The sequence below is a fragment of the Acinetobacter wuhouensis genome (assembly GCF_001696605.3).
Lineage (GTDB): Bacteria > Pseudomonadota > Gammaproteobacteria > Pseudomonadales > Moraxellaceae > Acinetobacter > Acinetobacter wuhouensis.
In genome coordinates, this window is sequence record NZ_CP031716.1 from 1,603,535 (window position 1) to 1,619,079 (window position 15,545).

Sequence of the window (15,545 nt, forward strand, 5' to 3'; positions counted from 1 at the left end):
TACTTTACATTAAAATTTGCTTATATAACACTCATTCGAATTTCTCATGAAATATAAAAGACAGAGGAAAACTCATGACTGATGTTCAGATGATCTTAAAAAACGGAAAGATTACTACACTGAATCCAAAGCAACCTGAGGTTCAAGCAATCGCTATTGCAGAAGGTAAAGTGATTAAAACAGGTAGTGTAGATGAGGTCATGAAGTTGGCAACATCTACAACAAAGGTTGTTGATTTAAATGGTCGCCGTGTTATTCCTGGTTTGAATGATAGTCACTTGCACATTATTCGTGGTGGTCTAAATTACAATATGGAACTACGTTGGGAGGGTGTTCCATCGGTAGCAGATGCATTACACCTTCTCAAAGAACAAGCAGATAATACACCTGCGCCGCAGTGGGTGCGTGTAGTTGGCGGTTGGACTGAGTTTCAATTCGCTGAGCGTCGTATGCCAACGATTGAAGAAATTAATAAAGCTGCACCTGATACCCCCGTGTTTATCCTCCATTTATATGCGAGTGCCATTCTCAATAAAGCTGCAATTCACGCTTTAGGTTTTGATAAAAATACTCAAGACCCACCAGGTGGTCGTTTTGAGCGTGATGCAAAAGGTGAGTTGACAGGTTTAGTACTGGCAACGCCTGCAGCGACGATTCTTTATGCAACTTTGGGCAAAGCACCAAAATTACCACTTGAAGATCAAATTAATTCAACACGTCATTTCATGCGTGAATTAAACCGTCTAGGTTTGACTTCTGCGATTGATGCGGGTGGTGGTGGTCAAAATTACCCAGATGATTATGAAGTGATTCAATCACTGCATAAAAATGAACAAATGACGGTTCGTATTGCTTATAACTTATTTGCGCAAAATGCTGGTTCTGAGCTTGAAGACTATAAGAAATGGACGGAAATGACTTTTCCTGGCGATGGTGATGCACTATTTAAAGTCAATGGTGCGGGTGAGAATCTGACTTGGTCTGCAGGGGATTTTGAAAACTTCTATGAACCTCGTCCAGATTTGCCAAAAAAAATGGAAAAAGAGCTAGAGAGCATTGTTGAACTGTTAGCTGAGAAGAAATGGCCATTCCGTATCCATGCAACCTATGATGAGAGTATCGATCGTTTATTGACAGTTTTTGAGCGTGTCAATTCTCGTCAACCTTTTGCGACTCGTTTCATCATTGATCATGCCGAAACAGTTTCAGATAAAAATATTGATCGTATTGGAGCACTGGGTGGTGGTATTGCGATTCAGCATCGTATGGCATTCCAAGGTGAATTTTTTGTACAACGCTATGGTGCTGACGCAGCAAAAGATACGCCACCAGTGAAGAAAATGTTGGAAATGGGCGTACCTGTAGGTGCGGGAACAGATGCGACACGTGTTGCTTCATACAACCCTTGGGTCTGTTTAGGTTGGTTGGTCACGGGTAAAACAGTAGGTGGCATGCCTTTGTATGATGAAAAAGACCTTTTAGATCGTCAAACAGCACTGAAACTTTGGACCAAAGGTTCTGCATGGTTCTCTGGTGAGCAGGCGGACAAAGGTGCTTTGGTCGAAGGTGAACATGCGGATTTAGCAGTACTTTCAGATGATTACTTTGCGGTAGAAGGTGATGATATTCAATGGATTGAGTCAGTATTTACAGTCATGAACGGTAAAGTGGTTTATGCAGGTGCTGAATTTAAACAGGACGATCCGCCAATTCCACCAGCTTCTCCAGATTGGTCACCTGTAAAACGTTTTGGTGGTCAGTGGCGCTTGTCTGAAAACCGTAATGCACCGTCTTTACAACCTTTACAGAAAAATTCTGCAATGTGTGCATGTTCAAGTAGTTGTGGCATGCATGGGCACAATCATGCATGGATGCTTGATGTTCCTATTGATCCAAAAGACAAACGTTCATTTTGGGGTGCACTCGGCTGTTCTTGCTTTGCATTCTAAAAAGCAAACCTTTCTTTTTTCTTAAATATTTTAGTTTATTTAGACGGTTCTATTTCCACTGTGGAAATAGAGCCACAGAGGTCTTATGAAAATTTATTTACTCTCCCTTGCTGTAGGCTTACTCGTTGGCGTTTTATATTATGTGTTGAATGTAAAATCTCCAGCGCCGCCCTTGGTTGCATTATTGGGCTTATTGGGTATGGTGATAGGTGAACAACTGATTCCTGTCATTCGAAATTTAATGAACTAATGACTGAATAAGAATTTTAAAATGGCACATCTCAATCGATTGTTAAGTTTCAATGCCGGTTATGTGGATACTGCAAGCTTCCTCGCAATCCATGGGCTTTTCGCAGCACATGTGACAGGAAACTTTGTTACCCTTGGTGCTGCATTGGTTTCCAATAACCATGCAGGAGCATGGGCTAAGCTCTCTGCCTTACCTATGTTTTGTATTACAATTTTATTGGTAAAATTGCTTGATCAATTTTTTATAAAACGTGCAAAAACATCTTATCCGACCTTATTAAAAATGATGTTTCTATTTTTTATTTTGGCGGCTGTGATTTCGGTATTCTATTTACCATTTCCGTTTGCTGATACGTGGTCAAGTTTTGCTGTAGGGATGTTACTGGTCGCAGCAATGGCAATCCAAAATGCAATCCATCGTTTACATTGGGTGAAAGAGTCTCCAACGACAGTGATGACAGGTTCAACCACACAATTGATGTTAGATGTCGGAGAACTTTTTTCTCAAAGCAATCCTGAGAAAAGGCAAATCATACAACAACGATTTAAATCAATTTTCCCTACGATGCTGAGTTTTGCTTTAGGTTGCGCAGTCGCTGCGATTGTTTTTAAATTTGCTTTACTTTGGTTGTTTATTGTTCCACCTGTATTGATGGCTTTAATCTACTGGAAAAAAGAGAATTATAAAAAAGCGTGAGTGTAGTTTGATATTTCCATTTATCCAATGCATTGTTTTATCACATGTAATTTAAATCAGGTTGTTGCGTTAACAGGAAAGTCTAAGTATTAATCGCTTAAAGAATGGCAGTTTCACAGAAAATTACTTTTAAAAAATAGGGTTATTATGAGTCTTATAAATACACAAGAAAAAAGAGTGCCTTTTTGGCAAAATTGTCGCGAATCCGTCATTTTGACTATTGTTGGCGGTGCAATCGATACGATCGGTTTTATTGCATTATTTGGTTTTTTTACCGCGCATGTGACAGGTAACTTGGTTTTAGCTGGAGCTGTTTGGGTCAATGGTGGTAAGGGTGTTTGGATCAAACTTGCGGCGATACCTCTGTTTATTTTTACCGTGATTGTCACGAAATATTTAATTGAAAGATTTGATCATAAACATAAAATTCTCGCTTCGTTATTTCTAGCAGAAGCTTTTTTCCTTACAGCATTTATGATCGCAGGGCTTCTATTTGAGCCATTTAAGCATGCTGAGGCGGTGAGTGTTGCGATTACAGGTGGCTTAGGTTTAATTGCATTGGCGATTCGTAATACATCGAGTAAAACACTGATTAAACATATTAGCCCAAGTACCATGATGACAGGGAATACCACACAGTTGGGTATTGATATTTCAAATTATTTGAGTCATCCGACAGAAGAAAATCGAGTGTCTATGGTGAATAGCCTGAGTATTATTCTTGGTTTTGTGATCGGGGCTTTTTTAGGTGCATTCCTTTATTGGCATTTGGATTTTTGGAGTGTGGCATTTTTTATTTTTCCGATCTTATATTTGGCATATCTAGCGTATAATCAAAAATTTAAGACTCCATCGTAATGATAAAAATTGCTTGATCATGAATGTGGTATTCATAATGAAGAATGTATTAATGTTCAGAAAAGGTGATCTAGTAGATTGATTTATTAAAATTTTACCGTGAATTGAAGTCATTGGTGTGCAATATTTGAGTCAACTTTGATCTATGGCGTTCAAAGTTCGTGATGTATGAGGTAAGTTGATGGATAAATTTAGCTAAACAATATGTTATAATTTGTAATATATCACCGATAAAAAAGCGTGAAACGCTCAAATCCAATATAAAGCTGCCAAATGCGCAGCTTTTTTAATTGATGTGCATTTTATGCAATGTTTTTTTATCGGAAATGTCATTTTGGTACATTTATTGGATGCTGAATTGTGGTTGAATCTCAGCCATGTTTCATTTTTAAATGAACTCGATTTTATCAACGAATAGCTCAAACTGATCAGGGGCTCAACAATGACGAATCCAAATCCTTCAGCGGGTTTGCTCGAACGCTTATTTAAATTAAGTGAGAACAAAACAACCTTTAGAACGGAAGTCCTTGCGGGTTTTACGACATTTTTAACGATGTGTTACATCATTATTGTCAATCCAGGCATACTTTCTATAACAGGTATGGACCATGGTGCAGTTTTCGTTGCAACTTGTTTAGCCGCTGCAATTGGCTGTTTTGTAATGGGAATTGTAGCGAACTATCCGATCGCACTTGCACCAGGTATGGGCTTAAATGCCTATTTTACCTTCTCTGTATGTCAAGGTATGGGTGTGCCATGGCAAACCGCATTGGCTGCTGTATTTGTATCCGGTTTAGTCTTCATTGCAATCAGCATGTTTAAAATACGTGAAGCAATTGTCAATGCTATCCCAATGTCGTTGAAGTTTGCGATTGGTGGCGGGATTGGTTTATTCCTTGCACTGGTTTCTTTAAAAACTTCGGGTATCATTGTTGCCAATGACGCGACTTTAGTGAAATTAGGTAATTTGAATGATCCTAAAGTTTTACTGACTTTATTAGGCTTTATTCTCATTGTGATCATGCATCACTTTAAAGTGCGTGGCGCAATTATTATCAGTATTTTGGCAATTACCGCGATTGCAACTGCGTTGGGTTTAAATCAATTCCAAGGTGTGGTTGGCGCAATTCCATCCTTAGCACCAACATTCTTGCAAATGAATTTTGAAGGTTTATTTACAGCAAGTTTGATTGGGGTAATTTTCGTTTTCTTCCTTGTCGATTTGTTTGACTCAACAGGAACATTGGTTGGTGTATCACATCGTGCGGGCTTACTGAAAGACGGTAAATTGCCACGTTTGAAAAAAGCTTTATTTGCTGACTCAAGTGCAATTGTTGCAGGTGCCGCTTTAGGTACATCTTCAACAACACCTTATATTGAATCTTCTGCAGGTGTTGCCGCAGGTGGTCGTACTGGTTTAACAGCAGTCGTTGTTGGTGTATTGTTCCTTGCGTGTTTATTCTTTGCACCATTGGCTCAGTCAGTGCCTGGATTTGCAACTGCACCAGCATTATTGTTCGTTGGTGTGTTGATGATTCAAGGGATCACCAATATTGAATGGGATGATATTACGGAAGCAGTTCCTGCATTCTTAACTATCGTATTTATGCCATTCTCATATTCAATTGCAGATGGTATTGCGATGGGCTTTATCAGCTATGCATTGGTGAAATTATTCACAGGCAAAGCAGCGACAGTACCCTACATGGTCTGGATTATTGCTGTACTTTGGGTGATCAAATTTGTTGCATTTGGCGGCTAATTCAAAATTTACATGAAAGGGTGTAGGCAAGTGTCTGCACCCTTTTTTATTTTATAGATATTCGTATTTGAGGAAATAACATGAACAGATTAGAACTCATTCGTGCCATACCTAAGGCAGAACTCCATGTACATATCGAAGGAACGTTTGAGCCTGAACTGATGTTTGCCATTGCTCAACGTAATCAAATTGATATCCCTTATAAATCTGTAGAAGAAGTCAAACAAGCTTATAACTTTCATAATTTACAATCTTTTTTAGATATTTATTATGCAGGCGCGGCTGTACTGATTCATGAGCAAGATTTTTATGATCTGGCTTGGGCATATTTTGAGAAATGTGCTGAAGATAAAGTTGTACACACTGAAATGTTCTTTGACCCACAAACCCATACTGATCGTGGTGTGGCATTTGCAACGGTGATCAATGGTTTACAACGCGCTTGTGATGATGCTTTAACTAAATTAGGCATTAGTTCGCATCTCATCATGTGTTTTTTACGTCATTTGAGCGAAGAAGCAGCATTTACAACTTTAGAACAAGCTTTACCTTATAAAGATCAAATTATCGGTGTGGGCTTAGATTCAAGTGAGGTCGGGCATCCTCCATCTAAATTTGAACGTGTTTTTGCCAAAGCACGTGAAGCTGGCTTTTTAGTGGTTGCGCATGCAGGTGAAGAAGGTCCAGCGGAATATGTGTGGGAAGCTTTAGATTTATTGAAAGTGAACCGTATTGATCACGGTGTACGCTCTGAAGAAGATCCGAAATTGATGGCACGCTTAATTGATGAAAAAATGCCTTTAACCGTATGCCCACTCAGTAATTTAAAACTCTGTGTGGTTGATGATATGGCACAACATAATATTCAACGTTTATTAAAACAAGGTGTGCACGTCACAGTAAATTCAGATGATCCATCCTATTTTGGTGGTTATATGAATGATAATTTTATTGCGATTGCAGAAGCTTTGTATCTTAGCCATGATGAAATCAAAGTATTAGCAAAAAATTCATTTGAAGCTTCGTTTATTTCCAACGAACAGAAGCAAAAATGGAACAATCAAATTGATGCATTGGCGTGATTCTAGGTTTATCCTATGCATTATCAAAAAGCAGTGTTTTATCACTGCTTTTTTCATGAGGAAAATATTGTGAGATTTTTAACAACTTTAACTTTATTGGCAGTTGTTCCAATCACTGTAGCATGTGCGGATTCAGATCCACATGCGATGCGACAAAAATTGTTAAAGCCATTAATCGAACAACAGTGTCAGAGTGAACTGAAATCTTCAAAAATTTGGCAAGCGGCATCTATATTTTGGAGTGATTCACAACAACAGCATGCACAACAAAAAATCTGTGGCTGTGTCAGTGATAGTGCATTGAAAGATATATCAAATAAAGATTTAGTGATGGCTTCTGTGAATGAAGAAACAAAGAATAAAGTCATTCATCAAGCGGTATTAAACAGTATCAAAGGCTGTGTGCAGGAAGTTTTAAAATAGCTTAAGCAAATTTTATTTTTATTCTAACTGTAAAAAAAGCACATCCGTCGATGTGCTTTTCATATAAATTTGAATGGATAATCGTGAACTTAGATCATAGCTTAAATGCTATCGAAGCTTAATCGCTTTGACGTGTCATACTCTTTAACACATTGTCTTTGTCGATGAAGTGATGCTTCAAGGCTGCGCCAATATGTCCAATTAAGAGTAAACCTGCCGCCCAAGAAATATAAATATGTAAAGGTTTTACGATTGCAGTCAAATCAGGATTATCTTGTACCAATTTTGGAATTTCAAATAAATATAGAACTGGTACAGGATGCCCAGCACTCCAGCTAAATAAACAGCCTGTGATTGGTAAAGCAAGCAAAACTAAATATAATGCTAAATGTCCAAAATGAGCCATTTTTTTCATGGTCGGTGACATGCTTTCAGGTAACTCAGGTGCAGGGTGGGTATAGCGCCAAAAAATACGAATCACCACTAAAAAAATAATCACAGAGGCAATATTTTTATGTAGGGTAATGACATCACCCTTAAAACTACCGTCAGATTCATAACTTAGGAAGTTACCACTATAAAAACCGATGACATAGGCAACAATAAAAATAATCGCCATAGACCAATGAAGCCATTGTGCCGTCCTTGTGTAGTATTTTGATTTTTGTTGCATGAGAAGTATTCCGATTAAACTTAATCACTATAATATGAATTTTAGATGATGAAATCAGCCTTAAAAATTCAACGTAATGTTTTAAATTTGCAACGTTAAAGTCGAAAAGTGAGAAGTAAATATACGATTACCATTCAATTACATGAATAGTGATAATTTATAGTTTATTCTGTGCTTAAGATTAGGCAGAATAGCGCCACAAAGTAATATAACAAGGACTTTACTGTGAAAAAATTAATTGCTGTTCTAGCACCATTCGCTCTTGTACTTTCAGCTTGCGCAACGACAGATGGAACAACAGGTGGTTCTGCAATGCAGACAACAGGTCAACAACTCGGTATGACGGCACTTAAAATTGGGATCAATGCCAAGTGTACAACTGAATTAAATAATCTACCTGCTTGGAAAACAGCAACACGTGTGATGACTGCTGAACAAAAAACCAATGTACAAACGGAAATTTGTGGATGTGTCAGTGAAAAAGCACCAGAGAGTGTAACTGCAGTAGATTTAGCAACGGCTGCACTTGATCCGCAGGCACGTGCAACGATCGTTTCAAATGTTGTCACTAAAACGATTAATTCGTGTGTCGCTGAAGCTGTGAAATAAAATGCTTTGAAACCATGTTAGAATTATAAAAGGCTGACTCGTTCAGCCTTTTATTTTGATAGGAATGAAAATGTTAATTGCTGGTGTAGATGAAGCGGGTAGAGGACCATTGGTGGGTTCGGTTGTGGCTGCTGCCGTAATTTTAGATCCAAATAATCCGATTGAAGGATTAAATGATTCAAAAAAATTAACGGAAAAAAAACGTGAAAAGTTATTCGTTGAAATAAAAGAAAAAGCTTTGGCATGGTCAATTGCAGAAGCATCTCATCAAGAAATTGATGAAATTAATATTCTTCAAGCATCATTATTGGCTATGCGTCGTGCTGTAGAAGGCTTAAGAATCCCCCCAGAACATGTACTTGTAGATGGAAACAAAGTACCTAAAGGCCTACAAATGAGCTGTGATGCTGTTGTTGGCGGGGATGCATTACACGCAGAAATTAGTGCTGCCAGTATTCTTGCTAAAGTGACTCGTGATCATGAAATGGTGGAATTAGATCAGCAATATCCACAATTTGGTTTTGCTAAACATAAGGGTTATCCAACCAAAGCACACTATGAAGCGATTGCTGAACATGGTGTGATCGACCAGCATCGCCGTAGTTATGGACCTGTAAAGAAGGCATTAGGTATTGAATAAATTATTCAATAACACAATTAAAAACATATAGTTAAAAAATTTAAAGCGACCTTTTGAGTCGCTTTATTTTTCAAAACAAGATTTAACCTTAACGGTTATACGTGTTCTGCGCATTATCATCTTCATAAGAAGGTTGATAATCTTGATCAATATGTTGCAAATGTTCGTGCATAGCACGTTCATGTTGAATACGTTGATAAATTTCTTCGCGGTGTACAGAAACTTCTTTTGGTGCATTCACACCAATACGAACTTGATTGCCTTTAACACCAAGCACAGTAACACTGACTTGATCCCCAATCATCAAAGTTTCTCCGACACGACGGGTCAGAATCAGCATGTTTATCTCCTTGCTTAAACGCTAAACCTGCGACAATTTCTAAAATTAGAAAACACAACCTTAAATAGCAAAATAATTCTAACAGAATAATGTGACAAGTTTTTCACTTTTTCATCACTCTGTCGAAAATTTTCTAAAACCTCAAACCTAATATAACAGAGCCACTATAGAAAACACTATAGTGGCTCAGTTTTTTTATTGGTCAAAATAGCAAATAAATTGCGTTACTTGATCAAATATTATGCACGAACGCTTGATTCACCATGTTCACGGTCTAAACCGAAAGCAGTGTGAAGCGTACGAACTGCAAGTTCTAAGTAATTTTCTTCAATAATCACAGAAATTTTGATCTCTGAAGTTGAAATCATTAGGATATTGATGCCTTCATCAGCAAGTGCAGTAAACATTTTACTTGCAACGCCTGCATGTGAACGCATACCTACACCCACGATTGATACTTTAACAATATCATCACGTGTTGCAACTTCACGCGCACCAATTGCACGTGCTGTTTCTTCTAAAATCGCTTTAGCTTTTTTCAATTCACCACGATTTACTGTGAATGTGAAGTCGGTTGTACCATCTTCTTCAACGTTTTGGATAATCATATCCACTTCAACATTTGCAGCACCAATCGGTGACAAAATTTTAGAGGCAATACCTGGTTCATCAGGAACACCTAAAATAGTTAATTTTGCTTCGTCACGGTTAAATGCGATACCTGAAATAATAGGATTTTCCATGTTGTCTTCCGCTTCAGTGGTGATTAGTGTTCCGACGTTTTTCTTAAATTCTTCGTCGAATGCGCCATCATCGTCATTATCAAAACTTGATAATACGCGTAAAGGCACCTGGTATTTTCCTGCAAATTCTACAGAACGAATTTGAAGAACTTTTGAACCAAGCGATGCCATTTCAAGCATTTCTTCAAATGAAATGCGATCAACTTTTTTAGCTTTTGGTGCAACACGAGGGTCAGTGGTATAAACACCGTCCACATCGGTATAAATCTGACATTCATCCGCTTTCAATGCAGCTGCAAGTGCAACACCTGAAGTATCCGAACCACCACGACCTAAGGTTGTGGTATTTCCTTCAGCATCAAAACCTTGGAAACCAGCAACGACAATCACACGACCTGCATCCAAGTGCCCAGTCATTACATCTGTGTCGATTGATTCAATACGTGCTTTGGTGTATGAATTGTCGGTTTTAATCCCAACTTGGCGACCAGTAAGTGACTTCGCAGCAACACCAATTGAATTGAGTGCCATTGCTAACATTGAAATCGTTACCTGTTCACCCGTAGACACCATTTGGTCAAGTTCACGAGGATCAGGGGTTTCGGTAATGGCCTTCGCTAAAGCCAATAAGCGGTTGGTTTCACCACTCATTGCTGATACAACTACGACAACCTTGTGTCCGTGATCATGCCAACGCTTTACGCGACGAGCAACATTTAAAATGCGCTCAGGAGTACCCATAGAGGTACCGCCATATTTTTGAACGATTAATGCCATGTTTGTTCCATATAAGCAGTGACTCTAATTGGCATTAGAGTCATTTACACAAAAGGTGAAGTTATTATTTTTGAGCAAGCCAGGCAGTAAGATCTGCCATAACTGGTTCAAACTTCTCGTTTAGTGGCGCGCCACCTTGTGCTAAGTCAGGTTTACCACCACCTTTACCACCCAGCTCAGTCGCTAAGTGTTTGATGATGTCGCCCGCTTTTAGATTTGCAGTGAAATCTTTCGCTACAGATGCAATCAAGCTGACTTTGTCAGCGTCAACACCTGCGAGTACGATCACTGCATTGTCTAATTTAGATTTGACACTGTCATGAAGATGGCGAACAGATTTCGCATCCTGACCATGAACAGTGGCAATAAGTGTCTGGCGACCTGCGATGTCCTGAACTTGACTCATTAGTTCAGATGCTTGGAAATTCGCCAGTTTTTGATTCAATTGTTCAATTTGCTTTTGCAATTGATGTGCTGTTTCAACAGTTGCTTCAACTTTTTCAACAGTCTGATCTTTTTGTGCTTTTAACAAGTCATTGATGTGAACAATGTCTGCATCAACTTTTTGTACAGTTTCAAGTGCTTTTGTACCAGTTACTGCTTCGATACGACGTACACCCGCAGCAACACCACCTTCTGAGGTGATTTTGAATAAACCGATATCACCTGTACGCTTTACATGGATACCACCACACAATTCGATCGAGAAGTTTTTCTCATCTTTTGTGGTACCCATAGAAAGAACACGTACTTCATCGCCATACTTTTCACCGAACAGCATCATTGCGCCTTTTTCTTTGGCAGCGTCGATGTCTAAAAGTTCAGTTGAAACCGCAGTGTTGGCAATCACTTCAGCATTGACAATACGTTCAATCTGTTGAATTTGAGCAAATGTCACGGGTTGGTCATTGGCAAAGTCAAAACGTAAAATGTCAGACGCAACCAAAGAACCTTTTTGTTGTACATGTTCGCCTAATACTTGACGTAAAGCCGCATGTAGCAAGTGAGTGGCAGAGTGGTTACGTGCAGTTGCTTCACGGATATCTGCTTTGACAATCGCTTCAACCGCTTGAGTTGCTTTTAAGCTACCTACAGTCACGATACCTTGATGAACGAATGCGCCACCTGACTTTTTAGTATCCTGAACTTCGAAAATACCAGTATCGTTTTTGAAGATACCTGTGTCACCAATCTGACCACCGCTTTCTGCATAGAAAGGCGTCTGGTTCAATACGATGAGTGCTTCATCACCTTCAACAACTTCATCAACCTGTTCGCCATCTTTGTAGATTGCAACAATCTGACCTTGACCTTGGGTTGCATCGTAGCCATCAAACTGAGTTTCACCATCCACTTTGACAATTGAGTTGTAATCAACAGCGAATTTACCTGCATCGCGGGCACGTTGACGTTGAGCAGCCATTTCAACTTCAAAGCCAGCTTCGTCAATGGTTAAATCACGTTCACGTGCAATATCAGCGGTTAAATCTGTTGGGAAACCGTAGGTATCATAAAGCTTAAATACTGTTTCGCCAGCAATCACATTGCCTTTTAAGTTCGCCAGTTCACCTTCAAGCAATTTCAAACCTTGCTCTAAAGTTTTTGCAAACTGTTCTTCTTCACGGATTAATGCAGTTTCAATCACCTGACGACGTTCAGCAAGCTCTGGATACGCTTCGCCCATCACGTCGATTAAAGGTTGCAACATTTTGTAGAAGAATGTACCTGTTGCGCCCATTTTATTACCATGACGTACAGCACGGCGGATAATACGACGTAGCACATAACCACGACCTTCATTCGACGGATTCACACCATCCGCAATCAGGAAGCAGCAAGAACGTGCATGGTCAGCAACGACTTTAAGTGAAGCAGGGTATTCAACAGGGCTGTTGTTTGCTTGTGCAGTTGCAACAGCTTCTGTGGTATCTACGCCGATAATTTCAGCAGCAGATTTTAACAGGTGCTGGAACAGATCAGTTTCGTAGTTTGAATTTACATGTTGTAAAACCGCAGAAATACGCTCTAAGCCCATACCTGTATCAACAGAAGGTGCAGGAAGATTATGCAATACACCATCCGCAGTACGGTTGAACTGCATGAATACGTTGTTCCAAATTTCAATGAAACGGTCGCCATCTTCTTCAGGTGAGCCAGGTAAGCCACCCCAGATGTGATCACCGTGGTCAAAGAAAATTTCTGAACATGGACCACAAGGACCTGTATCACCCATCGCCCAGAAGTTATCTGATGCGTATTTTTCGCCTTTGTTATCACCAATACGGATGATACGGCTTGCATCTAGACCAATTTCTTTGTTCCAGATGTCAAATGCTTCATCATCGGTATGATAAACAGTGGCATAGAGTTTATCTTTTGGTAATGCTAACCATTCTTCGCCAGTCAAAAAGTCCCAAGCGAAACGGATTGCATCATGTTTGAAGTAATCACCAAAAGAGAAGTTACCCAACATTTCAAAGAAGGTATGGTGACGTGCGGTATAACCGACATTGTCTAAGTCGTTGTGTTTACCACCTGCACGAACACATTTCTGTGAAGTGGTTGCGCGTACATAGTCACGTTTTTCAAGACCTAAGAAACAGTCTTTGAATTGGTTCATCCCTGCATTGGTGAACAGCAGAGTAGGGTCGTTGGCGGGTACAAGTGAACTCGACGCGACACGTGTATGTCCTTGCGATTCAAAGTAACGCAAAAATGCTTCACGTATTTCAGCAGTTGTCATAAAACGAGTACTCACAACCAAGTCACTCCTCAATTTTCTATTGGCTAAAAGTGTGTATCTAAGTCTGATTTTTATGCTTAGTCAACACACGGGCTTAATTTTTAAAAACGCCAAAGTATAACGGAAAAACACCATTGTACCAATGGCTTTCAGGCGAATTATGGGTTTTTCTATTGTTTTGTGGAAAGCACAATTTTAAATTCTATCGCTTTGCAGAAAATTACGTTCATTAAAAATATACCGTTCGCCATTAAACTTTATAATATGTTGACGTTTATATTTATTTTTACTCGTTTTGCAGGTTTTATAATCTGAGCCGTGGGACGTTTTTGTTTCTTTAATGATGATGTCTTGTAGACCGTGATGTAATTGATCTGAAAGGATCAGTTTTCGATCGACCAAATCCGTTGTTGCATCATGGCATTGAGAGCGAGATAGCGTTGAGTAGGTATAGCTAGGAAAATGATATAAAATTTGTTGAATTTTTCCAGATACGTTCAATTTAAATAAATTGAGTTCATGGTTGCTCCAACTTGGATCACCAAATTTACTTTCACGACTTGTAAGTCCAAATACAGTTGTATTATTTAATGTTGAGGATGCTACATTTTCAAGGCGAATTCCTTCAAACTCTAAACCACTAAATGGGAAAAAATTCTTTTGTTCTAGTCTGCTTAATAGCTTCTGATCAGTATCCAAAACAAGAATGGAAAGGTTGTAATCTTGATTTTCATTCGAATCTGGACTGTCCTCTGAGATATAAGCAAAGATGAATTGATGATTGGGTGTTGTTTTTATACAGGCATAGTCGTTAAATGAATTTACTGGGGTGTTTTGAAGGGCTTCTGGTCGTAATTTAAGTGTATGGCGTTGGTTAATCTGCTTAATTTCTATGGTTGAACACACAGCATATTTTTCAGTTGCAAAGCTTTGTGTACTCATCATGAGCATGATTACACTCAAAAATAGTGTAAATTTAAATTGTAATGGCATCATCATTGCAACCTATGTTTAAAAAGGATCTATACCCAGTAAATTGTGATGCTGTAATTTGTATTCTTTGCCATTAAATTTCAAAGTTTGTTGTTGTTTGAACGTATTCCTTTTTACTTTGCATGTATTTTCATTGCCAATGATTTGATTTTTTTGTTCTTTTAAAATGATATTTTGTAAACCATTACTTAGTTGATTGCTTAAAACAAAAATGCGTTTTACTTCTGAGAATGGATTGTCTTGACCACAGCTGGCATTGACGTAGCCGCTATCATCAGTGCCTATACCACTAAAAATTTCTTTAATTGGCTGTTTGGAATCAATTTTAAATAAAGCCAGATTGTTATGGCGATAAGAAAATCCACCTTCGTGTGAACTACCAGTCTCTACACCAACGACATGCGTATTGGTGAGTGTTGAAAATTTTGTGGTATGCAATTTCACACCATCATAGCGTTCTGCATCTGTTATGTGACTGCTGGGATCTTTATATCGCTGTAATATTTTATTTGATGATGAATCAATGAGATAAAGATTTAAGTCATGTTCCATATCATTATAATCTTGGTATGAAATGGGTTGGCTAATGGCAATCAGTTGGATTTTTTGCTGTTGGTCTAAGTTGATGCAGCTTTTATATGTTTTTACGTCAGTTTGGTCAAACTTATGCGTCAGTAATTTAAATTTTTGAATGATTTGTTCTTGTTGTTGTTCTGAACAACGCTGATAGGTTTCTGCAGCATGGCTTTGCATAGTACACAATAAAGCATTTAAGCCGAGCATCAGGAGTAATGGTAATTTTAAATGCATTGTTTGTCTCAATTTAGAATGAATAAGGGGAGATCCCCGCAAGATTGTTGTGTTGTAATTTGTATTGCTTTTCATCATTTTTAAGAATTCAGATAATAACATATCTTATAAATGACAATCATTGAAGCCAAGATTAGAGACATTGTTTAAAGATCAAAATCATAAAATATAGCTTTGCATTTAAGAACAACTATGCA

Annotated in this window: 15 protein-coding genes; 9 read left to right on the plus strand and 6 right to left on the minus strand. The window is 38.5% G+C overall.

Annotated features, from left to right (window positions below):
* Positions 1-74 precede the first annotated feature (74 nt).
* The 7 genes from BEN71_RS08225 (at position 75) to BEN71_RS08255 (ending at position 7,020) form a co-directional block, all read left to right on the plus strand.
* Positions 75-1,949, plus strand: a complete 1,875-nt coding sequence (locus tag BEN71_RS08225) for an amidohydrolase (protein WP_068974254.1) — start codon at positions 75-77, stop codon at positions 1,947-1,949.
* A gap of 85 nt (positions 1,950-2,034) precedes the next feature.
* Positions 2,035-2,199, plus strand: coding sequence for a DUF1427 family protein (locus BEN71_RS08230; protein ID WP_086322776.1), 165 nt, complete (start codon positions 2,035-2,037; stop codon positions 2,197-2,199).
* Positions 2,200-2,220: 21 nt separating this feature from the next.
* On the plus strand, positions 2,221-2,895 hold the full coding sequence (locus tag BEN71_RS08235) for a YoaK family protein (protein WP_068974253.1): 675 nt from the start codon (positions 2,221-2,223) through the stop codon (positions 2,893-2,895).
* Between the two features lie 147 nt (positions 2,896-3,042).
* Positions 3,043-3,753, plus strand: a complete 711-nt coding sequence (locus BEN71_RS08240; RefSeq protein WP_068974252.1) for a YoaK family protein — start codon at positions 3,043-3,045, stop codon at positions 3,751-3,753.
* Between the two features lie 442 nt (positions 3,754-4,195).
* Positions 4,196-5,515, plus strand: coding sequence for an NCS2 family permease (locus BEN71_RS08245; protein WP_068974251.1), 1,320 nt, complete (start codon positions 4,196-4,198; stop codon positions 5,513-5,515).
* A gap of 80 nt (positions 5,516-5,595) precedes the next feature.
* Positions 5,596-6,597: an adenosine deaminase gene (locus BEN71_RS08250; RefSeq protein ID WP_068974250.1), complete on the plus strand. Its 1,002-nt coding sequence runs from the start codon at positions 5,596-5,598 to the stop codon at positions 6,595-6,597.
* A 69-nt stretch (positions 6,598-6,666) separates the two neighbouring features.
* Entirely contained in the window at positions 6,667-7,020 is a 354-nt protein-coding gene (locus tag BEN71_RS08255) for a hypothetical protein (RefSeq protein WP_068974262.1), read from the plus strand.
* A 118-nt stretch (positions 7,021-7,138) separates the two neighbouring features.
* Here BEN71_RS08255 and BEN71_RS08260 read toward each other — a convergent pair whose 3' ends face one another.
* Complete coding sequence (locus BEN71_RS08260) at positions 7,139-7,693, minus strand: cytochrome b (protein ID WP_068974249.1); 555 nt, start codon at positions 7,691-7,693, stop codon at positions 7,139-7,141.
* Positions 7,694-7,918: 225 nt separating this feature from the next.
* On the opposite strand from BEN71_RS08260, the gene BEN71_RS08265 reads away from it, so the two are divergent.
* Together BEN71_RS08265 and rnhB are read left to right on the plus strand one after the other, a co-directional pair.
* On the plus strand, positions 7,919-8,302 hold the full coding sequence (locus BEN71_RS08265) for a hypothetical protein (protein ID WP_068974248.1): 384 nt from the start codon (positions 7,919-7,921) through the stop codon (positions 8,300-8,302).
* Between the two features lie 70 nt (positions 8,303-8,372).
* Positions 8,373-8,942: a ribonuclease HII gene (rnhB, locus tag BEN71_RS08270; protein WP_068974247.1), complete on the plus strand. Its 570-nt coding sequence runs from the start codon at positions 8,373-8,375 to the stop codon at positions 8,940-8,942.
* Between the two features lie 88 nt (positions 8,943-9,030).
* Here the strand turns inward: rnhB and csrA are convergent, their stop codons facing one another.
* The 5 genes from csrA to BEN71_RS08295 all read right to left on the minus strand — a co-directional run bounded on the left by csrA (position 9,031) and on the right by BEN71_RS08295 (position 15,348).
* Positions 9,031-9,282 carry a carbon storage regulator CsrA gene (gene csrA, locus BEN71_RS08275; RefSeq protein ID WP_068974246.1) on the minus strand — a complete coding sequence of 84 codons (252 nt, stop codon included), beginning with the start codon at positions 9,280-9,282 and terminating at the stop codon, positions 9,031-9,033.
* 239 nt (positions 9,283-9,521) lie between these two features.
* Positions 9,522-10,802 (minus strand): aspartate kinase, encoded by a 1,281-nt coding sequence (locus BEN71_RS08280; protein WP_068974245.1) that lies wholly within the window; start codon positions 10,800-10,802, stop codon positions 9,522-9,524.
* Between the two features lie 64 nt (positions 10,803-10,866).
* Positions 10,867-13,560 (minus strand): alanine--tRNA ligase, encoded by a 2,694-nt coding sequence (gene alaS, locus BEN71_RS08285; protein WP_171404993.1) that lies wholly within the window; start codon positions 13,558-13,560, stop codon positions 10,867-10,869.
* Positions 13,561-13,740: 180 nt separating this feature from the next.
* Complete coding sequence (locus BEN71_RS08290) at positions 13,741-14,538, minus strand: hypothetical protein (protein WP_152033035.1); 798 nt, start codon at positions 14,536-14,538, stop codon at positions 13,741-13,743.
* 18 nt (positions 14,539-14,556) lie between these two features.
* Positions 14,557-15,348 (minus strand): PA3715 family protein, encoded by a 792-nt coding sequence (locus BEN71_RS08295; protein WP_068974242.1) that lies wholly within the window; start codon positions 15,346-15,348, stop codon positions 14,557-14,559.
* Between the last annotated feature and the right edge of the window lie 197 nt (positions 15,349-15,545).

What these genes read in the sequence shown, in the direction of transcription:
- BEN71_RS08260 (WP_068974249.1), bottom strand. Translation starts at nt 7,693, where the DNA reads ATGCAACAAAAATCAAAATACTACACAAGGACGGCACAATGGCTTCAT.
- BEN71_RS08230 (WP_086322776.1), top strand. Translation starts at nt 2,035, where the DNA reads ATGAAAATTTATTTACTCTCCCTTGCTGTAGGCTTACTCGTTGGCGTT.
- BEN71_RS08240 (WP_068974252.1), top strand. Translation starts at nt 3,043, where the DNA reads ATGAGTCTTATAAATACACAAGAAAAAAGAGTGCCTTTTTGGCAAAAT.
- BEN71_RS08280 (WP_068974245.1), bottom strand. Translation starts at nt 10,802, where the DNA reads ATGGCATTAATCGTTCAAAAATATGGCGGTACCTCTATGGGTACTCCT.
- BEN71_RS08295 (WP_068974242.1), bottom strand. Translation starts at nt 15,348, where the DNA reads ATGCATTTAAAATTACCATTACTCCTGATGCTCGGCTTAAATGCTTTA.
- BEN71_RS08290 (WP_152033035.1), bottom strand. Translation starts at nt 14,538, where the DNA reads ATGCCATTACAATTTAAATTTACACTATTTTTGAGTGTAATCATGCTC.
- BEN71_RS08245 (WP_068974251.1), top strand. Translation starts at nt 4,196, where the DNA reads ATGACGAATCCAAATCCTTCAGCGGGTTTGCTCGAACGCTTATTTAAA.
- csrA (WP_068974246.1), bottom strand. Translation starts at nt 9,282, where the DNA reads ATGCTGATTCTGACCCGTCGTGTCGGAGAAACTTTGATGATTGGGGAT.
- BEN71_RS08235 (WP_068974253.1), top strand. Translation starts at nt 2,221, where the DNA reads ATGGCACATCTCAATCGATTGTTAAGTTTCAATGCCGGTTATGTGGAT.
- BEN71_RS08250 (WP_068974250.1), top strand. Translation starts at nt 5,596, where the DNA reads ATGAACAGATTAGAACTCATTCGTGCCATACCTAAGGCAGAACTCCAT.
- rnhB (WP_068974247.1), top strand. Translation starts at nt 8,373, where the DNA reads ATGTTAATTGCTGGTGTAGATGAAGCGGGTAGAGGACCATTGGTGGGT.
- BEN71_RS08225 (WP_068974254.1), top strand. Translation starts at nt 75, where the DNA reads ATGACTGATGTTCAGATGATCTTAAAAAACGGAAAGATTACTACACTG.